Here is a 25,008-nt window from a genome sequence, read left to right on the forward strand (position 1 = left end):
TCTTTCTATTATATCAAAAACATGCATACATATGTATGCGATATAAAAGAACCGGCGACTTACATTTTACATATAAATATAAGGAGCAAAGGGGGAATTAATATGATTACTATAAGTTTATGTATGATAGTAAAAAATGAAGAAGAAGTTATTGGGAGATGTCTTGCATCAGTTAAAGACATAGTAGATGAAATTAATATTGTCGATACTGGCTCAACTGATCAAACAAAGGAAATAGTAAAACAATATACAAATCGCATATTTGATTTTAAGTGGATAGATGATTTTGCTGCCGCTCGAAATTATTCATTTGATCAAGCAACCAAAGAATATATATTATGGCTCGATGCAGATGATGTTTTTACGGAGGACGATCGAAATAAGCTTAAGCAACTAAAAAAGTCCCTTGATCATTCCTATGACGCTATTTCTATGAAGTACCATTTAGCCTTCGATGAAAATGGGAATGTAACCTATCTATTACGTAGGTATAGACTTGTTAATAGAAAGAAGCATTTTAAATGGATAGGTCAGGTCCACGAATATTTAGCAGTAGAAGGTAACCTTTTAGATAGTGATGTTGCAGTGAGTCATCTGCCTTTGAGTCATGATTCCAATAGAAATTTAAGCATCTACCAAAAAATGATAGATGACGGCAAACAACTAACCCCACGTGATACGTTTTATTTTGCAAATGAATTAATGGATCATGCTAAATATAATGATGCAATCATTTACTATGAAGTGTTTTTACAGTCAAATAAGGGCTGGATTGAAGATAATATTAGTGCATGCTTTAAGCTTGCTGATTGCTACTATGAATTAGGCAACAATCATCAAACATTATTATCAACGCTAAGAACTCTTTCCTATGATATACCACGTCCAGAGGCTTGTTGCAGAATAGGTTATTATTTTATGGAACAAAATAAAAATACAGAAGCCATTTATTGGTATAAGGAAGCTCTCAACTATAAAAATAATGACTTACTAAGTTTCCAGAATACTAACTTTTCTACCTGGTTACCTCATCTACAGCTTTGCGTCCTTTATGATCGAATTCAAGAACATAGAATTGCCTACTCTCATAACGAGGAAGCAAGAAAATATAGACCGACCGATGAACGAATAATAGGTAATAAAAAATATTTCGAACAAATATTGAACGTTAATTTAGAAGAATAGAACCTAGTAAATTAAACATTTTACCTATTTAAAGCCACTTATCTCAAAAAAAGTGGCTTTTTTTTTTGAATTTAATTAGACAAGTAGTCCTTTGACCTCCTTCAATCTATTTTCAACGAATAGGATGTGACAGAGAGGAGGTGAAACAATGGATTTAAATAATTACTTTAGTAGAAATGATGATTGTAACAAATGTAGAAAATGTCCTACTGGACCTACTGGGCCTACTGGACCTGCAGGAGGACCTGCTGGACCAACTGGTGCTACCGGACGTACTGGCGCTACCGGAGCTACCGGGGCTACCGGCGCTACGGGGGCTACTGGTGCTACTGGTGCTACTGGCGCTACGGGGGCTACTGGTGCTACTGGTGCTACTGGTGCTACTGGTGCTACTGGTGCTACTGGAGCCACGGGTGCTACTGGCGCTACGGGGGCTACTGGCGCTACTGGTGCTACTGGAGCCACGGGTGCTACTGGAGCCACGGGTGCTACTGGTGCTACTGGTGCTACTGGTGCTACTGGTGCTACTGGTGCTACTGGTGCTACTGGTGCTACTGGTGCCACGGGGGCTACTGGGGCTACTGGCGCTACGGGGGCTACTGGGGCTACTGGTGCTACTGGAGCCACGGGGGCTACTGGCGCTACTGGTGCTACGGGGGCTACTGGAGCCACGGGGGCTACTGGCGCTACTGGTGCTACTGGAGCCACGGGGGCTACCGGGGCTACTGGGGCAGATGGAACTTCAGCTGTAACAGAATTTGCTCATGTCTTTAACAGATCTACACAAACAGTACCTGTAGGTGGATCCGTAACTTTTGATACCAATGGACCAATAGTTGGTGATATAACCCACACTCCTGGCACAGCTACTCTCACTATCGGTAATTCAGGATATTATCTAATTACCTATTCTGTTACAGGAATCGAAAATAACCAATTTGCAATATTCGTTAATGAAACTCCACTACCGGAAACTCTTTACGGTACACGTGCTGGTACTCAACAAAACAATGGTCAGGCAATTGTATTCTTAAACGCTGGAAACGTTATTTCTTTAAGAAACCATGGCTCTGATCTTTCCATTTTCCTATCAATTGAAGATGGCGGTAATGAAACAAACGTAAATGCTTCAATTATCTTACAAAGATTGACGTAGTTCCTATAAGAAGACTATCTTTTCCTCTACAACTAGAGAAAGAAGCTGATAACTAGCTTCTATCAAATAAAAACCGTGAAACGTATAGTTTCTCGGTTTTTATTTTTGATTGTAAGAAGGTAGACAATATCTTTATCTAGGCAGATATACCTCCAGCTCTATTAATAGTAGTTTTAGTAGCTTTTCATTTCCACCATAAATAATTTATTTAAAATTATTATTTCTTTTTAAAGGGAACAAATGAAAAATCCCTATGATAGTTGTTATTATTAAGTTGTAGCAGAATAATCTGTCGTAGTGCTTGTGTTATTAAAAACAGCATTGTAGGCGATTAAAGTCACACCTAGCTTTTCTTCTAACTCGTGCACTTCCTGCAATTGTTCTTGATCTAACTCTGCAAATTTATAGTCTTCCACCTTAAATCATCCTTTCTTTCCTTTATAATCTCCGTCTCCAAATAATTTATACATTTTTAATCAAATGCTACTGTCTTCGTCATGCTAGTGTATTTTGAGAGAAAATATAGAGCTTTAACTATGAAGTAACTAAAAAAGCACCAGAAATTTTACGATTGGTAAAATTTCTCGTGCTTTTCGATTCTAAGGTAGACTTCAGCCTCAGTTAGTTTTCTATGTTATTCAGCTTCTGCAGCCATGAAAGCAGCAGATACTTTTTCAAATTCTTCATCACTTTCGATATTAGCTAGTTCATCTTCGCCTTCTATACGTAAAAAGAACACATCGAAATCTTCCTCTGTTTCTTTTTGAATTTCATCAGCAAAGCCAACAGCTGCATAGGTTTCACCTTCAACTTCTAGTAAACCTAAAACCTCAATATCCTGTTCTTCATCATTTTCATCAATAACAGTAAAAATGTCGCCAATTTCTACTTTTCCAGTATTTTCTTCCATTCCAATCTCCTCCTAACAAAGTTCTGTTCAAGTACCCTTTTTACTTTCACTTGATATTTCATCATTACACATTTACTAGCAAAAAGAAAGAAGTAAGATCACAGAAGATGTTCTTTTACATATTGTGATACTTCTTTGTCGGTTGCCAACGTTAATATGTGCTTAAGGTGTTCGCTTAATTCTTCTTTGTTTAATTTTGTAATTTGAGATCTAGCCCTTAAAATAGCAGAAGGATTCATCGAGAACTCATCTATACCAAGTCCTAATAAAAGTGGGATAGCTATTTGGTCTCCTGCCATCTCTCCACAAATCCCAACCCATTTGCCTTTCTTATGTGCTGCTTCTACCACAATCTGAATTGCTCTTAAAATAGCAGGATGGTAGGGCTGATATAGATAGGAAACCTGCTCGTTCATGCGATCAGCTGCAAACATATACTGAATTAAATCATTGGTGCCAATGGAAAAAAAATCAGCTTCCTGTACAAAAAAATCGGCAATTATTGCAGCAGCAGGCGTTTCCACCATCATGCCTATCTCAATTTCCTCTGAGACAGGAATTCCTGCATTTAAAAGCTTTTGTTTTTCTTCTAACAGAATAGATTTGGCAAGTCGAAATTCCTCAAGTATTGAAATCATCGGAAACATAATTTTTAAATTACCGTGAATACTAGCCTTTAATAGCGCACGTAGCTGTGTCCGAAAAATGTGCTGTCTATCAAGACTGATACGAATTGCCCGATACCCTAGAAACGGGTTACTTTCTTTAGGAAGCCCTAAATATGACAAGCCCTTATCTCCACCAATATCCATAGTACGAACAACAGTCGGCTTATTTTGCATTTTCAACAGTACTGTTTGATAGATTTCCAATTGTTCCTCTTCAGTTGGCAGCTCGCTTCTGTTCATATATAGAAATTCTGTACGAAATAAACCAACACCCTCTCCTCCATTAGCGAGCACGGCATCTATATCATGAGTATTACCGATATTTCCACCGATATGAACGTTATGCCCGTCGGCAGTAGTGCTAGCAATAGAAAGGTAATGACTTAAAGACCTGTCTCCTTCTACTAATACCTTTTGTTTATTCAAATAAAACCTTTTTATATCATCTACAGGATCAATAATTACTCTTCCCATTTCTCCGTCTACTATGAGAGGGATACCATGCTTTATATCTATTGTTCCTTTTTTTGTACCAACAACTGCTGGAATATCAAGTGAACGCGCTAATATAGCCGAATGAGAGGTTTTTCCACCAATGTTCGTGACAATTCCTTTTATATATTGCTTATTCAATTGAACTGTAAGGGAGGGCACTAAATCATCTGCAACTAGTATTACCTCTGATTGAATTAAACTAAGGTCGGGTAAATTTACACCTAACAAATTGGACAGCATACGTTTGGCCACATCTCGAATATCTGCTACCCGCTCTTTCATATAGTCATTTTCCATTTCAGCGAATGTTTTTGCATATACATCGGCTACGTTAGTTAGGGCCATCTCCGCATTGTTGCCTAGTTGGATTTGATCCGATATTGCAGATAACCAGGCAGGATCTTCTAGCATTAATTCTTGGGCGGCAATAATGGTTGCCTTCTGTTCCCCCATATATTGCTTGGTCGAATCATAAATAAGCTTTAACTGTTTTTTTGTATTAGAGATGCTCTGTTTCAATCGTTCCATTTCAATCTCAGGATCATGGACTCCCTTTGGGTCAAACATGAGATTGGGCTCAATTAAACAATATGCAGGCGCAATAGCCAATCCACTTGAAGCACCAATTCCCTTTAGTTCTCGCATGCTTCACCAATTCCTTGAGAAGATATCACTTCAGATAATTTATCCAACAGTTCTTTCGAATCGTCTCCCTTGGCAACAATCGTAATCATTGAGTGTACTGGAACGCAAAGAGTCATCACAGAAAGTACGGATCGTAAATTTGCAGATTGGCCATTATATTTCAGCTCAACCGCTGAAACGAATGGTTTTATCGCTGAAACTAGTATAGCTGCTGGTCTTGCATGTATACCCTCTGTAGCGGTAACTTTAAAATGTCTTTCCATCGCTTCTCCTCCATAATTCTTAATAGAAAAAAGAGGCAGACTCCTCTCAGAGTCGGCCTATCTTGAGCTAGTTTAATTACTCAGATATTTAATGCGCGAATTCTTTTACTTTCTCAATTTATCTACCTCATCAGCTACAAATTGAACGTTTGTGCCAACAATGACTTGAATACTTTTAGGTCCTACTACATTAATGCCATGAATCCCGGAAGATTTGATTTTCATTTGGTCTACTAGATCCATATTTTTAACTTCTACACGTAAACGAGTAGCACAATGCTCTGCAGACGTTAAATTTTCCTTGCCACCTAGTCCAGCAAAAATTTTAGCAGCCATTACTGCAAACTTATTATCAGCAGAAGTTGCCTCTGTTACCACCTCTACCTCATCCTCATCTTCTCTTCCAGGTGTTTTTAAATTGAATTTTATAATTAGGAAACGGAATAAGAAATAGTAGATAGCTGCAAATACCAACCCTTGCACTATGAGCATATAAGGCTGGTTGGCGATTGGAATACTCAAGCTTAAGAAATAGTCTATAAAACCTGCACTAAAACCAAATCCGGCTGTCCACTGAAAGGATGCAGCAATAAATAAGGATAAACCTGTTAGAGCAGCGTGAACCACATATAAAGCAGGTGCCAAGAACATGAAGGCAAATTCAAGAGGCTCTGTTACACCAGTGAAGAAGGATGCAAATCCAGCTGCAAGCATTAAGGATGCCGCTTGTTTTTTCCGCTTCGTTTTAGCTGTATGGTACATAGCTAACGCTGCTGCTGGTAAACCAAACATCATGATTGGGAAAAACCCTGCTTGATACATACCTGTTATCCCTTTTTCCCCTGTGCTCGACCAAAAATTCTTAATATCACTGATCCCGATCGTATCAAACCAAAAAACTGCGTTTAAAGCATGATGAAGACCTGTTGGAATTAAAAGACGGTTGAAGAAGCCATAAAGCCCTGCTCCCGCTGCTCCTAGTCCACTGATTGTTTCTCCAAATGAAACCAACCCTCCGTAAACAATCGGCCAAATGAAGAATAGGGCTACGGAAATAGCCAGCATCACAAAAGAAGTAACAATTGGTACCATTCGTTTTCCACTAAAAAAAGCAAGGAAGTCTGGAAGCTTTACATGACTGAAACGATTGAACATTGCAGCCGCTATCATTCCTGAAAGGATTCCGACAAAGGCATTATTTACTTTTCCAAATGCTGCATCTACCTCGCCCACATCAATTCCTTGAAGCAAGGAAACGGTAGCTGGAGAAAGCATAGTAGTTACGACTAAAAATGCAACTAGCCCACTAAGTGCTGCTGCACCATCTCTTTCCTTCGAAAGTCCAATTGCCACACCAACCGCAAAAAGGACCGCTAGATTATCTAATATTGCCCCGCCTGCTTTAATAAGAAAAGCGGCAACTGCATTGTCAGTTCCCCAGCCTGTTGGGTCGAGCCAATACCCCACTCCCAGCAATATTGCTGCAGCAGGTAGTACTGCAACCGGAAGCATTAATGAACGACCAAGCCTTTGAATATAGCTCTTCATTGTTTGCATCTCCTATTCTTTTCATAGATTCATGGGATAAAAGATAATGATTGCCTTAACTAATTCCACAAACTCTTATACTACTTTCACCTCTATTCGTTTATTTCGAAGAAACCGTCATAAGAATTGTTTTCCCTTCTTCAGCTTGTGGAGTGTCTATTAAATTGACTTTCTTCTCGTTACTATTAGTCACTACAATAGGAGTTACTAGATTTATGGCTTTTTCACGTAAAAAATCCCAATCTACCTGGATTAGTAATTGTCCTTTTTTTACTATGTCGCCTTGTTCTACACATGCAGTAAAGCCTTGTCCACCCAAGGAAACTGTCTCTAAACCGATATGAATGAGTATCTCCGTCCCATCTCCTGCTCGAAGACCGATCGCATGCTTTGTGGTCGCAAGATGAATAATAGAACCATCGCAAGGAGCAAAAACATCTCCGCTAACTGGCAGGATAGCTACCCCCTCACCTATCATCCTTTCACTAAATACTGGATCTGGAACTTGATCTAGAGGGTTTACAATGCCGCTAAACGGTGCGTAGATATTCAACTTTTGCTTAGAGAAGAATTTAGAAAGCATACTTTTGGTCCCCTTTATCCGTCTTTTAAAACGTTTACATATCCCTATACACCAATATATTGTCTAGTCCCACATTAAAGAACAGAAAAAGAAGCTGGCATAAAATTAATGCCTGCTTCTTTAATAAATTATTTGATTGAACTATTTTAGGAATCTTCAAAGTGGGTATATATAAAAAACGCTCATTGATTGACTTGCTTCTATCAATGAGCGTTTATGAATTTACATTGCCAAAAAACTCTGTCAGCTTAGTAGAATCTGTTATATTTTCATTGCATTTTATACTATCCATGCAGATCGTATTTCCTTGCTTCGTGAATGTCCCCTCACTACCTTTTTTGGAATTCATCATAAACAAAGTTACTTCTTCTAAGTGGTTACAGATGGCGCAAATGCCTTTTTTCACTTGGTTTCCGTACGTTCCCCGTCTTCCAAAAAGCTCACCAGCAATTTCAAAGATTATATATTTACGGGTAGTACCTAAATCAGTTACACAAAAATATACTATGCTACTTCTTTCTTCAATTGTTTGTTTAGGTGCCTTTAGTTTTTTATCTTTTGGAAAAAACTTTTTAATGGTTTGTCCCGTAATCTCTGGGAAAGGAATAACATAGTTCTTAGCTTCTGCCAAATACACTTCAAGTTGCTCTTTATTTTCTAGCTCCAACACTCTATCGATTAACATTTGCTGTGCTTCATTTAAACCTGTAAAAACCTCAGCACTTTTTTCCTGAACAAGCTCTTTTAATGCTTTTATAACAGATCTATCCCTAGTAACACCGAGACCTTTTACTAACTTTTTAGCTTGTTCCTTTAATATATTATATTGAATTGGTACCATGAACTGCTCCATTGCTCTAACTCCCTACTTTAACTTTGATACTACTTAAATTACCAACCTTTGTAAGTGAGTGCAAGTGAAGTTACAAAATAATATCCAATAGCTCCTCCAATCTATAAATTACAGAACAAGGTATAGCTTCTCTTGGAATAGCTCTAAAATTAACCTGTGATTCTCTCATCAGTTTAGCTAGGATAATATCCACGACCCCATCATGTCGGGTTCTTAACTCTAGCTTGATAGACTTTAGTTGCTCCGGTAAGCTTCTGTTAATCCAGATTGCCTTAGCTCCCCAAGTATTTGCAGGTATGATATCGTGATCAATTCGGTCTCCTATATGAGCTACAACTTCGCCTAACTCCATAAATACTCGCTCATCTGGCTTTGCATAGCCGATAATGTCAGGTGTAATTATTCTATCAAAATACGGGATCAGTCCTAAAGCCTCCATTACTGGCATCTGAAAGTTAGAGTAGCCATTTGTTATGACCGCAAGAGAATATCCCCTTAGCTTTAGCTCCTGCAGTACTTCTAAAATTCCTTCCTCTAAAAGATAGATAGCACCTGGAACACAATATTTTTTTACTATCTCTTCCACGTTAATCAACAAATTTAACTCATGTAACTGAATATAGGAAGTGATGATTTCTTCCCAATCATATGCCTCCACGTATTGTCGTTGATTCAGGCGATTCCTATGCTCAGCAACAAATGATTCTACACAATTTGTTAAGTTTCCATTCTCCCTACAAATGGCATTGCGTATTTCAGGAAATACATAATCAATAAAAGGATTTTGCATAATCGTTCCATCTAAATCAAAAGTGATCCATCTATTTACCATTTCACACCCCTCTAACAAATTTATAGAAGTAGAAAAGCCCTCGCTTCAACGAGGGCTCCTAGCTTAATGATTAATAATTATTGTATCTTCCCTTTTTAGCAATTTCATGCGCTAAGCGTATAGTAGAAACCGACATTTCTGCATAAGTAACTTCCTGTTGCGGATTAAATTGATTTTTTTCAGTGGCAAATAGCCCATATTTATTCGCTAACGCTACATACCCAAGGTAGTCTGATTTAATTTTATTTGTATCCTCAAAGTTAACCTTGTATATATCATAATGCTTAGCTGCATGCTCTAGCCCTAGCACACGGATATACCAAGTAGAAAGTTCTTCTCTTGTTACTGGTGAATCAACATCAAACTTCTTATCTCCAGCCTTTATAATTTCAGCACTTACAGCACGCTCAACCAACTGAAATAATGGATGTTTTGGATCTATATTATCGAATGTTTGCTCCACCGTTTCGTTGCCATAATAATACCTTCCCTCGTAGAAGTAGGTTAAGGAATTCATTAATATTTTTAGAGCCTCGCCCTTCGTAATAGCTGCATCCCCATTAAAAGCCTTAGCATCTTTTACATCTAAAATTTTTGTGCTTATTAGATAGTTTAGCTCTTCCTGTGCAGTTGGATGAGAAACAACCACAGAGCTTTGCTCTCCACCAAACAGACTGCTCCATTTACCAGTCGTAGCATCTAGGGTACTATAAGAGCTGTCGTTATATACAGGCACATATAGTAAGTCATAGTGCTTATTATCTTTCTTTTGCATTTGCTTTGAATAATTCAGCTTAACTTTTAAAGAATTATTTAAAAGTGTCTTTGCCTCTTTTGCGGAAATCACTTCCTTAAGAGAAGGCCACTCTTCCACCTTTTGTTCATTTACATATAAGCTGCTCAAGGAACCATCCGCAGAAACTCCAACGTTTATGGAATCTCCACTTACTATTATGCCATTAACCACTCGTGGGAAGGAGAAGTTATATGCGCCCATATTTTCCTCATAATAAGGCTCATCGACAGGCATACTAAAGTTGTGTAAGTAAGAAGGAATCCATTCTTTAATATAGCTTGTTGCTTTCGCTAAAGCATCCTTCTGAGAAATTGGCTTGGCAACCTCCTGTTTCTCTCCAAGTTCATTCATTAAATACCCTAACATATTGTGATATTGAATGACTTCCCCAGTAGCCTTGTTAATTTCAATACTAGCACCGCTACCACCGTTTCTATGGTTATACATATACTGAATACTGTAGACCGTCTGACCATTATAGTTCTCAATCTCATCAATGGATTGAATGCTCAATTTAAGCTTGTCAGATTTATTTTCTAACAGCTTTTCAGCTGCTTTCTTCGCTTGTTCCATAGTGATCCCCTTCTGCTTTGCAGGCAGAGGCTTCTCTACAATCTTTTTAAGCTTTGCTTTAGATGGAAATTGATCCGTATATCCATTTGGAGTTAACCACTTACCTGTAGCAGCACTCAATCCAAGAAAATTTCCTGTCGGTTGATAGACTAGCTTAACCGTACGCTCACCCGATTGATAGTCAATATTTACCTGGTATTGAAGCTCTACCCCTAGATTCTCTTTTAATTTGTTTAATATATCTTTTTCAGACTTAATATTTTTTACTTCGTCAAATGTATTCTTTTCTTGTGTAGATGGATATTTATAAAAACTAGTAATTTGACCATTTCCAAGAACATTTATATCTACACGGTTATCGGATATAGATATATCATTTTTAGTTTTAGTGAATGAAAAAGAGTAGTTAATTGGTTCTGTTAAAATCCTTGTTGGATAATAGTAATGATTATCGCTTTCGAGCTGATAGGAATCCTCCTTCAACAAGCTTTTCACAAAGTCTACGGCTAATTTTCTAGCTTCGTCCTTAGATACCTTTGCCGGGAATAAGGCATCTGATCCAATTGGTGGAGAATACGAAAAATGCTCGATATCTAAATTATCTCCAACAAACCCAACACTTCCATAAACTCGTTTACCTTCTATCGTCTGGGTAAAGCTAAGACTATACCGGGATGTCTCATCCTCTGGAGTATAATAGTTGCCACTACTCATCTGAAAATCACTGCTTTTCAATGAATCAAACTGCTTTGGAAAATACGAGCGAAACTTTTTAATTAAATCGTCCTTTGTATAAACAACGTTTGAAGCAGCTACCTGTACAATCGGTTTACTAGTCTGATTCGTCCCATTTGGAGCAGCGCTTACAGTAGTAGAAAATAACCCAACGGTCAATGCCGATGAAGTTAAAATAATCCCAAGCTTATTTAATCTCACCTAAATAGTCCCCCATTTTATTACTATATTTTCATATCTATATCTTCCTATGCTTGTCTATTAACTTATCTATGGAATAGGTTGCTTGAACATAATCTGTTTCCTAACTCTCCTCCCTTTTAAACACAAACTTATTTATATATATTCTCTATAAAATTAGAATATTCCATTTTTATTAAGATTTTTTTGACTTGAGAGGTAAAAGAGTATTTAGAGTGGATGATAGAGAACTATTTGGGAGAGTGTGGTGAAGTGAAAAAGGGATTGTAGTAAATTATGTGGGGATTGTCGTAATCCATTGCTCGATTGTCGTAAATTTTGAGTTGATTGTAGTAATCTAGCCAGGCATTGTCGTAATCCATTTAGATTGTAGTTAATCGAGGTGGCATTGTCGTAATCCATTGCTCGATTGTCGTAAATTTTGAGTTGAATGTAGTAATCTAGCCAGGCATTGTAGGAGTCCGAGCTGACATGATTGCAAACAAAAAAATGGCCGCGATTTTCATCACGACCACACACTTCTTCTAATTATGGATTAGTTGACCATAGTCCTGCAGATTTAAGCAGAATTCTTGGGTTCATTTTCAGCTGAGCTACCATAAAGTCAGCGATGTCTTCTGGTTGCATTACTTTTTCTGGATTTCCGTCTGTCAGGTTTAATTCGATTGCCATGTCCGTAGCAATAGTACTTGGTGTTAATGTGACAACGCGGATATTTTGCTTTCTTACTTCTAGCATTAGAGATTCACTAAGTGCGATTACCGCAGCTTTGGATGCACTATAGGCACTTGTAACTGGAGCGCCCTTTTGACCTGCAGTAGAAGAGATATTAATAATGTCCCCTGCATTTTTCTCGATCATGTCTGGTAATACTGCTCTAGTTACGTAGTACACACCCATCACATTTACTTGAATGATCTTAGCCCAATCCTCTGGATCTACTTCAAGGAATTTACCGAATTTAGAGATCCCGGCATTGTTTACCAAGATTTCAATTGGACCAAGCTCCCCACGGATTTTTTCAACTGCACTGTTTACAGATTCCATGTTGGATACATCAGCAGCAGCTATGGAAACTTTAACACCATATGTTTTTAGCTCACTTGCAACTGCCTCTAAGTTTTCGATTGTTCTTCCTAAAAGTCCTAGGTTAATACCCTCTTTAGCAAAGGCTATAGCTGTTGCGCGACCAATGCCTCGACCTGCACCAGTGATTAATGCTGTTTTCCCTGTAATTGCTTGCATGCAAATCTCTCCTTATGTATAAGTTTTTCTCACACATTTAGAGTACCCTCATTTGGAGAAAAAATATATTATTTTGCTTTAAAGGACATTTGCTTTGCTGGAGGTTTTATTTCCTTCACGCTTTCAAGCACGGCAAAAATAATCCCCAGCATTAACTGGACAAATCCGAAGGTTCTTAAATCTTCATTTGGTAATCCCAAAAATGCAGTGATAACCATCACCATTCCAAATGTCATCATATATATGCATATTACTATTGGCTTTACATTTAACTGAATTTGTTCGAGCTTAGTTAGCATAAAAATAACACCAATTATTAATAGGATAGAGCCAAGGTATACTAGAGAAATATTCTTCTGAATGTAACTTCCAAATAATAAAATGAGCCCTAAAACAGCTAAAGAGATCTCCGTCCGTTTGATGTTCAAAGGCTTTCTTACTCGTTTCGTTTTTCTCGAGCCAAGCACCAATGCACCTAACAAAAATAAACCTATCCCATAGATCAATAAATATGAGTTACCAGTCGAGCCTAGCTCATCAACTGTCAATGACATAAAAAGAGAACCAAACAACAAAGATAATAATCCTAGAAAAAGTGCCATAGTACCTCCCGCATTATTTTTCCTAATTATCCCACAACAAGAAACTAAATGGTATTTATTTTCTTGTTTTAAATTAATGCGCCCTAAATGGTATTATTTTTTTTAATGACTATGTTTTAACCTCCTATTTAACCTTTATGCGTGTTTCGTTCTCCAAATAGTTAGGATATCCCTGCAGTACAAAGGTTACTGGATTATTCTGGGTTCCTTTCTCTAAAGTAAATACTTGAGAATTAGTCGTGTCAGAAATTCGATGAGATATAGCTAGCGGTACTTTACGGCCATTTCTATCCTCGCCCATAGTGAAAATTGTTTGATTAAACCCTAAATAATTATCAAAATCTACCTTAAAGCTAGACTCATCTATTATTTCTAGCTGCAAAGGATATTGTTTAGATATAGAAGCCACTTCTTTTTTATCAAAGTCTATAACGATCTCTCGCTCATCCCTTGGCATAGCCAAAATATCACCGATAATTAAATATAATTCTTCTGATTCCTGAAAATAATTGCTTTCTAAATAAATCGTTCTTTTCGTAGTATCAGCACTTCCAAAGCCACTAATGGATGTGGATCCACTTCCCCATACGTTTCCACTTTCATTTTGCAACTTAATAGAAGAAAAATCAAAAATAACCATATCATTTTGTGGATCCGTTTTTATATCAATCGCAGCATGCAAAGGAGATATTTTTACCTGTTCTACAGTAAATTTTTGTCCTTCTACTACCACCTCACGATTTAGCTTGTAATGCTTTGGCTTGGCAACTTTATTTTTTAACTCAAATGGTATGACAAATTTTAAATCCTTTTCTCCACGTATTGAAAACTTTAATGTAAAGGCTGGATTATTATAATCGATCGCACCACTAGGGTCAGAAATCCTAATGGTGCTCTCCACTTTTTGGACCACTTCTTCTTGGGCATGCTCGGAAGTTACGTAAGCAAGACCAAGCTCTTTCTCATTTTGGAGCAGGACTGTGTCTCCTAGATGATAATCATTTACGGGATTAGGAGACTCGAGGGTATAGGAAAGTAGCATACCAGTATCATCTGCTATCACCCCATCCAACGTAAAAGTAACATCATTTTCTTTTACAGATTCACCAATTGCCTCAAAATAGTTGTTTATGACACTTTCTTCTACCCCTCTATCATATTCTACGATTGCTACGATAGCCCCCAAGCCCGGTACATCCTCAAAAATCTGGGCAAAGGCTGGAGAAATGCGTGTCATAAAGGCGAAGCCAAAGAAAAGCACAGCTATAGCTGAGAGGCTAAATACTATTTTAGACCTGCGCTGTTTTTTTCTTTGCGCTATTTTAATACCGTTTAATATGGCGCTTCCAGTAGCTGAACTAACCTGGATATCTTCCATTTGTTCGTTTACTAAATGCTTGATTTGTTTTACATTGGTCATTAAACATCGCCCCCTCTCTCTCCCATAAAAACACGAATTTTCTTTAGCGTATGATGTAACCTTGACTTAACTGTCCCCTCTGGAATTTGTAGCCTTCTTGCGATTTCGCTCACCTTTAATTCATTAAAGTATTTTAGATGAATGAGCTCTCGTTGTGCACTCGGCAACTCTCTAAGTGCAAGCATAAGATCCTGGTTAGAGGAATGTTCTTCTTTTCCTACATCTTCATTTAATGAAAATAAATTACCCTGCTTCTTCAATGTGTCCATACAATAATTTAACAGGATTCTCACTAGCCACGTTTGAAAGAAGGACGGCTCCTTTACTTGGTGACGCTTGGTGTAAGCTCGAAACGTCACTTCCTGAAGAGCCTCCAACACATCATGTTCATTTTTTAAATATATAAAGGCAGTTTTATATAAAACATCACGATGTATTTGCATTAGCTGTAAGAAAGCATCGTCATCTCCTGTGATTGCTCTCCTAACTAGGTGCTCCATTTTTGTTCCCCCTCTTTTGTAACAGTTAGACGTTAATTTACATAAAAACGTTCAATGTAAATAAAAAATATTTAAATGGAAAATGACTGCATCTTACGTACTGAATTCTTCTATTTCTCTTTCACTCTCTTTTACTTGTATGTTAAGATAGTGACCGATTGAAAGAGAGAGGTATGTAACATGAAAAAATGGATTATGTATATTTTATCCTTAACCATCTTATTAGGAGCATGCAGCAGTATAGATCAGTTAGTGGTGGAGGACGAAAATCCAATCACTGAGCAGGAAACTTCAGAGAAAGCTGAGGAAGCTCCACAAAAAGAATCATCTGAAGCTACGTCGAGCACTACTCATGACGTATCTAAGCTTGAAGAATTTCCATTGGTCAGCGTGATTGATGGGGATACGATTAAAATAAAATACAATGGTGCAAATGAAAACGTCCGTTTTTTATTGGTAGACACTCCCGAAACTAACCATCCTAAGCTAGGAGAACAGCCTTTTGGACAGGAAGCAAAAGATTTTACGAAACAATTACTAAAGGGTCAGGATACTGTCTTCTTAGAGTTCGATGTCTCCTATAGGGATAAATACAATAGGCTTCTTGCTTATATCTATACTTCTGATGGAAAGAGTCTGCAAGAAGAACTGTTAAAACAAGGTCTTGCCCGTGTTGCTTACATTTACGCACCTAACACTAAGCATGTAGACTGGTTTGAAGCCATTCAGAAAAAAGCTCAACAGCAAGCAATCGGGATATGGTCAGTGGAGAATTATGTAACGAACAGGGGTTACGATAAAGATGCTGTTGAAGAAGTGAAAGTAGTTGATAAAACTAATGAGGAAAAGAAGCCGAATGATATTACTGATTGTACAATAAAAGGTAATATCAACTCTAAGGGCGAGAAAATCTTTCATGTCCCTGGTCAGCAATATTATGAAATGACAGTTGCCGAAGAAATGTTTTGCAGCAAGGAAGAAGCTGAAGCAGCAGGGTTCCGAGCAACACAAAGATAATAATATCATCAGCCCCATCACTCGGTGATGGGGCTTTCTTTTATTTGTAACTTATTAAAAAAGCCCTCACTCAACCTGCTCCAGTTAGAAAAATGTACAAAAACTTCTCAAAAAAATGTTAATAATACATTAGAAGAGGGTATCTAGTTACCACAAATATATTTTCTGAATAATATAATAACATAGAATTAGTTTTAATTCTTAATTCTATATCTAATAAAAGGAGTGATTAAATGGAAAAAACAATAAAAAAACCATCTTTACTCTATTCATTATTCATCCTCATATTAATGGTTGCGGTTATATCCACTGGATTAATACTATTGGAAGCCCCTATCCAAATTATGCTGTTCACTGCGATCGTTGTTCTCATCCCTTTTGTTTTACGTCTTGGCTATTCTTATGAAGAAATTGAAAAAGCAATGTTCGCTTCCATGCTTAAAGCCCTTAAGCCTTCCTTAATATTAATGGCAGTAGGAATATTAATCGGTACATGGATAGCATCTGGTACAGTTCCTACTTTAATCTATTATGGAATACAGTCCATTTCCCCGCAATTTTTCTTAGTAACTACCCTCTTGTTTTGTTCCGTAGTCTCTATGGCTACTGGTTCTTCTTGGGCAACTCTAGGAACTGCAGGCATAGCTATGATTGGGGTTGGACAAAGCTTAGATATTTCTCTAGCGATGACAGCTGGTGCAATAGTAAGTGGAGCTTACTTTGGGGATAAGCTTTCACCCTTATCAGATACAACAAATCTCGCTGCAGCAGTCGTTGGAATAGATGTATTTACCCATGTAAAGCATATGCTTTGGACAACTGTTCCCGCCTACGTTTTATCAGCCATTATATTTACCCTTATTGGTTTAAATACAGAAGTGACGGCTGTTAATTCAGCTGAAGTTAATAGCTTGACTGGATATTTAGCAGCAAACTTTAATTTAGGTATTGTCTCCATTATTCCAGCACTATTTCTCTTTGTACTACTAATTACAAAACAACCTGCTATCATCTCCGTATTTTTAGGAGGAGTCGCAGGTGCCCTAATCGCCATTTTTTACCAAGGTATAGATATGACAAGTATTTTGGGAGTAGCTTATAATGGCTTTTTTGTGGAATCAGGTATTGAAGCAATCGATTCCTTGCTACAGCGAGGGGGATTAGTAAGCATGCTGCCTATGGTAGCAATCTTTATTTTTGCCCTTGGCTTAGGGGGGTTATTGAACATCTCGGGAGTTCTAGTAACCATCATTGATTCTATAGTTAAAATGATCAAGAGTAGAGGTTTACTCGTTTTTGTAACTATGATCATGTCCTATTTTACACTCGGTCTTGGGGGAAGCTTTTCATTTGCGGGTGTTATGACAGGAACGTTCATGAAACCGTTATTTGATAAGTTTAACTTACGGCCTGAAAACCTTTCAAGAGCTATGGAAGATACAGCAACTCAGGGCTGCGCTTTGCTGCCTTGGACTGCAAGTGGCGTCTTTACTGCAGCTACACTAGGCGTACCGACATTGACTTATCTTCCATTCTGCTTTTTAGCATTGCTAACCCCAATTTTTACGTTTGTTTACGGACTCACTGGTTTTTCAATGAAAGAGAAAACTCTTGCCAGTCGCTCGCCAAAAGAAGTTCCCACAACCTGATTAGCTTGTAATTCTCTGCAACATCGTATGAATGCAAAAATCCACTCTTCCTATATAGTAGAGTGGATTTTTGTAATTGTAAGCTATTACGAGGAACTGCCTCCTCGCTTTTTCCCATTTGCCTGTCGGGGCAGACACAGGTGCTTACGCTTTTCTTCTATGTCTAGCTTCAGCACCTTGCCCCTCGGGTCAAATGGGTAAAAGCTCCGGTGGCTGTGGGACTGCCTCCTCGCTTTTTCCCATTTGCCTGTCGGGGCAGACACAGGTGCTTGCGCTTTTCTTCTATGTCTAGCTTCAGCACCTTGCCCCTCGGGTCAAATGGGTAAAAGCTCCGGTGGCTGTGGGACTGCCTCCTCGCTTTTTCCCATTTGCCTGTCGGGGCAGACACAGGTGCTTGCGCTTTTCTTGTTATCTAATAGTTTTTAATGCTGTTGCCCATGGGATGACCTGATCTAGCATTTGATTTACTGAGTCTGCTTGAACAGTTGCTGGTTTGAAATCCGTACCATTTTCAAAGTCAGTAAATAATGAAAGAGCCGGATGTACACGTACATCTGCTACTAATAATTCTCCTAAGATTCCTCTTAAATGTTCCGTTGCACGTGCTCCACCAACTGATCCGTAAGATACAATGCCGGCCGCTTTGTTATTCCACTCCACACGAAGATAGTCGAGCGCATTTTTTAGTGCACCTGTAATTGAGTGATTATACTCTTGTACGATAAATACAAAGCCGTCACAATCAGCTACTCTTGCTGACCAAGCTGTAGCTCCTGAAGCATCGCCACCAGCTTCCCCTAGTAATGGTAGTTTAAATTCAGCAATATCAATAATTTCATATTGAGCATCTCCACGTTTGTCTGCTAATTCTTTTACCCAGTTACCTACTTGTGGACTTAAACGACCTTCACGAGTTGACCCTAAAATAATTCCTATTTTTAACATTGTTATTCCTCCTATTTGTTCTAAACTATTTTATCCAAAGGCTTTGTAGCCTAAACTCATTAAGCTTCCAGATTATAAAAAGCTAATACAATTCCTATAAATAATACTTTTAATTAATATATCTCTAATTCGAGATAATAATAACATATTCCAAAGTTAAAAGTCAAACAATTCTATACTTTAAATTTCCATACCGATACAGGTAAGCTTCGATTGAAAACTATTATTCTCTTTATAACAATTGAACTATCTTTTTCCTTCTCTTTTACTACAAATCATTCATCTAAGTTTCCAATAATCCCATGCTATTAAAATCACCACTTGCTTCTTCCATACAAAAACAAAGAGTCCCTCAACTAAAAGGGGCTCTTTGTTTAGTCGTTATAATCAGCAGCGACATCTGCTGTTGTACGTTTATTTTTGTAAAATACATTCCCATCCAAATATTTGTGGAAGAACCATTCGCCTGCTCCAATAATTACTGCTGCTATTAGTGTACCAAGAGCAAGGTTTCCATCAGCGTCTACTAAAGCAATTTGCATAAACCAAATGGTTAAAAAGGCTAATATAATATCTCCACCTGTTGCTATCATGTTTCTTACATTTTGGCTGGAGCGATTTGCCGCAAGTCGGAACAATAGGAAGTCTCCTAAAATGTAAGCTAAAACAGTCAACACTAAGCTAGTCCATATAGAATCTAGGAATGGGACATCAAATATTAATGTCAAAACAACTAAAAGGACTACTGTTATCATAAGAAATTTTATAAGAAGTGCTTTTAAATGCTTCATTTGTTTGTCCTCCTTTTTGTATTTGTTCTATTAAAATGTTCCCTTATTCTTTCCAATTAAACACAATGATTTTAAAATATAATTCTAGTGATGAAAGACCTCAACTTTTAAGCTGAGGCCTTTCTTATTGTTCTATTAAGCTTACTGAAACCTTTACTTCTAATGAATGACTTCCCCCTCTATACACTCCCTGAACAGGACTTACATCGTTATAGTCGCGTCCCACTCCTACGCGTATATGATTTTCTAAAGCTTCCACATTATTTGTTGGATCAAGACCAACCCAGCCAATCCCTGGAACCATTACCTCTACCCAGGCATGACTAGCTGCATCACCAACTAATGCCGAATTTTCACCAACATACAGATACCCACTTACATATCGAGCCGGTATATTCTTTGTTCTTAATACCCCAAGCATCACATGAGAAATGTCCTGACACACGCCTTTTTGAAGGTCAAACGATTCCAACGCCTTAGTGGTAACAGTAGTAGATGAACCATCATATGTGAAATGATTGAACAAATATCCCATTAAATCAATAGCGTACTTAACTGGGTTTACCATTTCCCCGATTTCTTTATCCACTTTTTCTATTTGCTCAGGTGTCAAATAAGTATAAGCTGTATTGCTTAAGTATGCTAAGTAATGGCTTCTAAAAAGCTCTGAATGGAAAATGGCATACATTTCCGGTGAATAGTCAATTCTATGAACCCAAGGACTTCTTTGGATACTGACAACAGAGGTTGTCTTAACCTCTAAATGACGATGATGATCTGCGATAAAAAATGATTCTACTACGTTGCCCCATATGTCAACATGCTCTTTCGTTAGTGCCACAGGGGTAATATCTGCTCGGTAAGAAAGCAAACGCTGACACTCATCCGTTCTAGGCTTTAAACGAATTGAGTTCATACTTTGATCGACCATAGTCTCATAATCAAAAATATTAGTATGCTCAATTTTATATTTTAAGGATGAAGGTCTTTCAATAACAGGCATCTGAGAATTACTAATCCAATTACTATCACCTTGTGATTGTATTTGGATAGCAGGTGTATACGGTTGCTTAATAGGTTCAATTAAATAATAGGTTTCAGAGAAGGTTTGCCCAATTTCATTACATTGATTTTGAAAACGATTCAGAAAGTCCATCATTTCTTCGGAGTCTAACTCCTGAATAGTCATTTCATCAAAGTCTTGATGAAGCCTTTGTAAAAGATAATGGAGCTTTTCTGAGTGTTTAGCCTTCTGTCCTCCCAAATTATCAATTGCATTTTGCACACTATTCATATTGTAATGAATGGATCTAGGAAAGGTTTCATCGACAATAAGAAAAGCAAGAATTGTTCGTGGATCCATTTTTGGTCTATTCACCTTCAAATAGGCCTCATACCCATTCAGCATTCTAAGTGCTGATAGCCACGCATAATATTCATCTCTTTTATAAGAAAGCTCCGCTTCACTTGTATGTTCACACACCACATTTAAAATTCTGGCAGTCTTTTCAGCCCGTTCTAACCAATTTCCTATTTTCATCATATGGTAAGCTATACCGCGAGACATGTTTGACTCAATAATTCCTTGAATAGTGAAAGAAGCCTTTTTAATCTGGCTTAGAAATAACCTCATGTTCTGAAGAGAATAAGGGATATTTTGAGCATCTTTTGTATATAAAAAGACATCATTCCAAACTTCAAACAGTTCATTAGGTATGTGATCACGACAAACCCTTGCATTCTCTCTAGCAATTCGTACGCAATTGAAAACCGAATTTGGATTTTCATGACTTAATGCCAAGTAAAATATTAGGTCTTCTTCTTTGCTATTCTTTTTATTTTCCAATGCCTCTAATTCTTCTAGAGTAGAACACGCTTCATATAATAGCTTCCACTGTGTCTCTTTAAATGATTCATCACTAGAGGTTTCGACCATTTGAGTTAAATGAACATCTAAAATTCTAGCGTTTTGTTCGGCTCGCTCAAAATTTCGAGACATCCAGTATAAAGAATCTGCTACACGACTTAACATGAACTAAAACCCCCTGATTTCATGACCCATGTATCTTTACCGCCACCACCTTGTGAGGAATTTACTACTAGCGAGCCTTTCTTTAATGCTACACGTGAAAGACCACCTGGAAATACATGTGTATCCTCTCCTCTAATGACAAACACTCGTAAATCTACATGACATGGATAAAACGCTTCTCCTTGATACGCAGGTGCTCTTGAAAGCTGAATAGTCGGCTGCGCTATATACTGCTCCGGTGTCTTTAAAATATTCTCCCTAAATCTCTCTATCTCTTTTTTAGTAGCATGTGGGCCTATTAACATATCATAGCCACCTGAGGCACCAACATTTTTTACGACCAGTTCTGATAAATGCTGCAGCACCCATTCCCTCTGTTCTAAATCATCCAGACGATAGGTTTTCACATTATCAATAATTGGCTCTTCCTCTAAATAATATCTAATCATATCGGGAACATAGGCATACACTGCTTTATCATCAGCAACACCATTCCCTATACCATTTAATATTGCCACATTGCCTAATTTATATGCATCTATTAAACCAGGAACTCCAAGAGTAGAATCCTCACGAAATTCTAAAGGATCCAAAAAGTCATCATCAATTCTACGATAAATAATATCTACTTTTTCAAGTCCGCGGATTGTTTTCATATATACAATGTTATCAACTACTGTTAGGTCACGGCCTTCGACCAATTGTAACCCCATTTGTTGAGCTAAAAATACATGATCGTAATATGCAGAGTTATATATTCCTGGAGTAAGCAGTACTGCCTTAGGATTGGTCACTCCCTCTGGAGCATGTTCCACAATTGCTTCATAAATATAGGTTATTTGCTGTTCCAAAGCATGAATGGAGTGGTTAGCAAAAAATTCGGGATAGACCTGACGCATAACGTACCTATTTTGGAATACATAAGAAAGACCAGATGGGTTTCTTAAATTATCCTCAAGCACCAAATACTTACCCGTTTCATCACGAATTAAATCTATTCCTGCTAAAAATATGTTGTTATTTAACGGAATTTTAATATTTTTAATTTGCTTGTGATAATAATATTTATTATTTTCTATTAAATCTCTAGGAATAATTCCATCCTTTATAATTTTTTGCTGATGGTAAATATCCTGTAAAAAGCAGTTCAATGCCTCTGTACGTTGAATCATTCCCTTTTTAATCGTTTCCCAGTCTTCCGGAGGAATTATAATTGGAATGAAATCAAAAGGCATAGTACGCTCTGCTCCCATATTATTGTTATACACTGTAAACGTTATGCCTTGTCTTAAAAATGAAAGTTGGGCTGTTTCATGTTTTTCTTTTAATTCTTCTGAAGAAAAACGGTGAAGAATATTATAGAAGTTTTGATAGTGCGACTTGGGCTCACCGCACGCTTTTAACATTTCGTCAAAAAAAGGTTTAACTTCATAGGTTTTAAACATTTTCCAACTCTCGCTCTCTATATAGTTAATTTATGTAAATGGTGCACTCTATTTATCACACCCTTCATCATTCTATTACCCATATATAGTCATTAATAGACATCTTCTAAAAAAAATGCTTCTCGCTACATTTCAAGTCATATTAAACAGAGGCGGGGACAAAATTCTCTTCAAAAAAAAAAAGTAAAGACGTGAAATCAAGTTGCTGATTTCACGTCTTTTAATTTATTGACTAGTTATATCCCAGTCTCTTTAAAATTATTATTTAGTTGTTGGCTTTACTTGATTTTCTTCCTCTAGCTTTTGTAGAGCTGCTGGGCTAACATCTACTCGTTTCAAGAAGAAGGCTAAGACTAACGCGATTATGTTCATAACCAAAGCAACTAGGAAGGAGTATTGAATCCCTGCTAATAAAGCTTGTTGACCTAGTAAGCCCATTGTTTGCTCGGTCAGTGTAGTAGGGTCAACGTTTGCCATTAGGCTTTCCCCTTCTTTTGTTGTCACATAGTTCATAATGGAAACTAGCACTGCCGTACCAATGGAACCAGCAACCTGCTGAGCGGTGTTGTTAACTGCTGTACCATGCGGGTTTAAACGTGTCGGTAACTGATTTAAACCATTTGTCATGATTGGCATCATAACCATAGACATCCCTAGCATCCGTATCGTGTAGATTATAACAATAAATAAATAGGTAGAATCTATTTGTAATCTAGATAATTCAAAAGTAGAAATCGCTGTAATAACCAATCCTATTAATGCTAAAGTACGGGGACCAAACTTATCGAACAGTTTTCCTGTTATCGGAGACATAATTCCCATAACAATTGCCCCAGGTAGCATTAGTAGTCCAGAGTCTAAGGGAGATATACCGCGTACACTTTGCACATAGGCTGGTGTTAAAATCATACCCGAGAACATAGCAACTGCATTAACAATTGAAATAATGGATGCTAAAGCAAACATCGGATACTTATATACGCGTAAATCTAACAATGGCTGTTCTAACTTTAACTGACGAATTACAAAAATAACTATTGCTACTAATCCCACGATTAGTGTGGTTAATACAATTGGATCATCCCAGCCAGCTGTGCTTGCTGTGCTGACTCCATATAACAGACCACCAAAACCGAATGTCGAAAGAATTATTGATGCAAAGTCAATTGTTGCAGTTTTATCAGTTGTCATAACATTCCCTAGCTTCCAAACAGCTAGTAACAAGCTAATAACTGCTAATGGTAAAATCATGATGAAAAGAACGCGCCAGTCATAGTATTGTACTATGAACCCCGATAATGTCGGCCCAATTGCAGGAGCTGTGATCATAACTAAACCAAAAATCCCCATAGCCGCTCCTCTTTTTTCACGTGGGAAGGCAACCAGCATTACGTTCATCAGTAAAGGTCCCATTACAGAGGAACCAGCCGCTTGGACCATACGCCCTGTTAAAAGGAAGCCAAAGTTTGGAGCAACTGCTGCCATAGCAGTACCTAACGTAAATATTGCCATGGAGGTAAGAAACAAAGTTCTATTCGAAAACCTTCTTATTAAGAAGGCTGATGCAGGTATTAGGACTCCGCTCACTAACATATAACCAGTTGCCAACCATTGGACAGTAGAATATTCCACATCTAAGTCCACCATAATGGAAGGTAATGCTACATTTAAAAGGGAGTTATTTAAAAACGATACAAATGCTCCAACAAAGAGTACTGCGAGCATTAAATACGTAGCTTTTTTATTTTCAGTGTCACTCATCTTTCGTTTTCCCCTATTCTATTTTTCTATATTTACTTCATTACTCGAATTATATTAAACCATTAGTTCATTTTTTTCAATATATTTGTACACCTAGTTTAAATATAGTTGAACTTTGTGTTCACAATATATATACTAAAGCCATCAGAAAAGCATTC

At 37.5% G+C, this 25,008-nt stretch carries 22 protein-coding genes; 4 read left to right on the top strand and 18 right to left on the bottom strand.

Annotation, left to right across the window (positions count from 1 at the left end):
• The first annotated feature begins 102 nt into the window (after positions 1–102).
• On the top strand, positions 103–1,185 hold the full coding sequence (locus tag NSQ95_RS16355) for a glycosyltransferase family 2 protein (protein ID WP_340881993.1): 1,083 nt from the start codon (positions 103–105) through the stop codon (positions 1,183–1,185).
• A 148-nt stretch (positions 1,186–1,333) separates the two neighbouring features.
• On the top strand, positions 1,334–2,341 hold the full coding sequence (locus NSQ95_RS16360; protein WP_342559964.1) for a collagen-like protein: 1,008 nt from the start codon (positions 1,334–1,336) through the stop codon (positions 2,339–2,341).
• A gap of 269 nt (positions 2,342–2,610) precedes the next feature.
• On the opposite strand, the gene NSQ95_RS16365 is transcribed toward NSQ95_RS16360, so the two are convergent.
• From NSQ95_RS16365 to NSQ95_RS16425, 13 genes are all read right to left on the bottom strand, one after another.
• Entirely contained in the window at positions 2,611–2,757 is a 147-nt protein-coding gene (locus tag NSQ95_RS16365) for a hypothetical protein (protein ID WP_340881989.1), read from the bottom strand.
• A 218-nt stretch (positions 2,758–2,975) separates the two neighbouring features.
• Positions 2,976–3,251 (bottom strand): DUF1292 domain-containing protein, encoded by a 276-nt coding sequence (locus NSQ95_RS16370; RefSeq protein WP_340881987.1) that lies wholly within the window; start codon positions 3,249–3,251, stop codon positions 2,976–2,978.
• Between the two features lie 98 nt (positions 3,252–3,349).
• A complete protein-coding gene (ptsP, locus tag NSQ95_RS16375) occupies positions 3,350–5,059 on the bottom strand; it encodes a phosphoenolpyruvate--protein phosphotransferase (RefSeq protein WP_340881986.1) in 1,710 nt (569 codons plus the stop codon).
• Positions 5,047–5,322 carry an HPr family phosphocarrier protein gene (locus NSQ95_RS16380; protein WP_340881984.1) on the bottom strand — a complete coding sequence of 92 codons (276 nt, stop codon included), beginning with the start codon at positions 5,320–5,322 and terminating at the stop codon, positions 5,047–5,049. Before NSQ95_RS16380 ends, ptsP begins: the two co-directional genes overlap by 13 nt.
• Before the next feature lie 105 nt (positions 5,323–5,427).
• Positions 5,428–6,870, bottom strand: a complete 1,443-nt coding sequence (gene nagE, locus NSQ95_RS16385) for an N-acetylglucosamine-specific PTS transporter subunit IIBC (RefSeq protein ID WP_340881983.1) — start codon at positions 6,868–6,870, stop codon at positions 5,428–5,430.
• Between the two features lie 100 nt (positions 6,871–6,970).
• Positions 6,971–7,453, bottom strand: coding sequence for a PTS glucose transporter subunit IIA (locus NSQ95_RS16390; protein WP_340881981.1), 483 nt, complete (start codon positions 7,451–7,453; stop codon positions 6,971–6,973).
• Between the two features lie 214 nt (positions 7,454–7,667).
• Positions 7,668–8,306 (bottom strand): FusB/FusC family EF-G-binding protein, encoded by a 639-nt coding sequence (locus tag NSQ95_RS16395; RefSeq protein WP_340881979.1) that lies wholly within the window; start codon positions 8,304–8,306, stop codon positions 7,668–7,670.
• A gap of 70 nt (positions 8,307–8,376) precedes the next feature.
• Positions 8,377–9,138, bottom strand: coding sequence for an HAD family hydrolase (locus tag NSQ95_RS16400; RefSeq protein ID WP_340881978.1), 762 nt, complete (start codon positions 9,136–9,138; stop codon positions 8,377–8,379).
• A 70-nt stretch (positions 9,139–9,208) separates the two neighbouring features.
• Positions 9,209–11,443, bottom strand: a complete 2,235-nt coding sequence (locus tag NSQ95_RS16405) for a YcdB/YcdC domain-containing protein (RefSeq protein WP_340881977.1) — start codon at positions 11,441–11,443, stop codon at positions 9,209–9,211.
• Between the two features lie 528 nt (positions 11,444–11,971).
• Positions 11,972–12,688: a 3-ketoacyl-ACP reductase gene (locus NSQ95_RS16410; RefSeq protein ID WP_340881975.1), complete on the bottom strand. Its 717-nt coding sequence runs from the start codon at positions 12,686–12,688 to the stop codon at positions 11,972–11,974.
• Positions 12,689–12,756: 68 nt separating this feature from the next.
• Positions 12,757–13,290: a hypothetical protein gene (locus tag NSQ95_RS16415; protein ID WP_340881974.1), complete on the bottom strand. Its 534-nt coding sequence runs from the start codon at positions 13,288–13,290 to the stop codon at positions 12,757–12,759.
• Between the two features lie 124 nt (positions 13,291–13,414).
• Positions 13,415–14,710: a DUF4179 domain-containing protein gene (locus NSQ95_RS16420; protein WP_340881973.1), complete on the bottom strand. Its 1,296-nt coding sequence runs from the start codon at positions 14,708–14,710 to the stop codon at positions 13,415–13,417.
• Positions 14,710–15,210 (bottom strand): sigma-70 family RNA polymerase sigma factor, encoded by a 501-nt coding sequence (locus tag NSQ95_RS16425; RefSeq protein WP_340881971.1) that lies wholly within the window; start codon positions 15,208–15,210, stop codon positions 14,710–14,712. The genes NSQ95_RS16420 and NSQ95_RS16425 overlap by 1 nt, the downstream gene beginning before the upstream one ends.
• Positions 15,211–15,390: 180 nt before the next feature.
• On the opposite strand from NSQ95_RS16425, the gene NSQ95_RS16430 reads away from it, so the two are divergent.
• Positions 15,391–16,227 (top strand): thermonuclease family protein, encoded by an 837-nt coding sequence (locus tag NSQ95_RS16430; RefSeq protein ID WP_340881970.1) that lies wholly within the window; start codon positions 15,391–15,393, stop codon positions 16,225–16,227.
• A 233-nt stretch (positions 16,228–16,460) separates the two neighbouring features.
• The gene (gene nhaC / locus NSQ95_RS16435; protein ID WP_340881969.1) at positions 16,461–17,876 is read left to right on the top strand and encodes a Na+/H+ antiporter NhaC; all 1,416 of its coding nucleotides are present in this window, start codon (positions 16,461–16,463) and stop codon (positions 17,874–17,876) included.
• Between the two features lie 408 nt (positions 17,877–18,284).
• On the opposite strand, the gene NSQ95_RS16440 is transcribed toward nhaC, so the two are convergent.
• From NSQ95_RS16440 to NSQ95_RS16460, 5 genes are all read right to left on the bottom strand, one after another.
• Positions 18,285–18,821 (bottom strand): NADPH-dependent FMN reductase, encoded by a 537-nt coding sequence (locus tag NSQ95_RS16440; RefSeq protein WP_342559967.1) that lies wholly within the window; start codon positions 18,819–18,821, stop codon positions 18,285–18,287.
• 374 nt (positions 18,822–19,195) lie between these two features.
• Entirely contained in the window at positions 19,196–19,612 is a 417-nt protein-coding gene (locus tag NSQ95_RS16445) for a DUF2512 family protein (RefSeq protein WP_340881966.1), read from the bottom strand.
• A 124-nt stretch (positions 19,613–19,736) separates the two neighbouring features.
• Positions 19,737–21,644, bottom strand: a complete 1,908-nt coding sequence (locus tag NSQ95_RS16450) for an alpha-E domain-containing protein (protein ID WP_340881964.1) — start codon at positions 21,642–21,644, stop codon at positions 19,737–19,739.
• Entirely contained in the window at positions 21,638–23,089 is a 1,452-nt protein-coding gene (locus NSQ95_RS16455) for a circularly permuted type 2 ATP-grasp protein (RefSeq protein ID WP_342559969.1), read from the bottom strand. Before NSQ95_RS16455 ends, NSQ95_RS16450 begins: the two co-directional genes overlap by 7 nt.
• 261 nt (positions 23,090–23,350) lie before the next feature.
• Positions 23,351–24,850, bottom strand: a complete 1,500-nt coding sequence (locus NSQ95_RS16460) for a DHA2 family efflux MFS transporter permease subunit (protein ID WP_340881961.1) — start codon at positions 24,848–24,850, stop codon at positions 23,351–23,353.
• Between the last annotated feature and the right edge of the window lie 158 nt (positions 24,851–25,008).

The organism is Psychrobacillus sp. FSL W7-1457 (genome assembly GCF_038593405.1).
Taxonomy (GTDB): domain Bacteria; phylum Bacillota; class Bacilli; order Bacillales_A; family Planococcaceae; genus Psychrobacillus.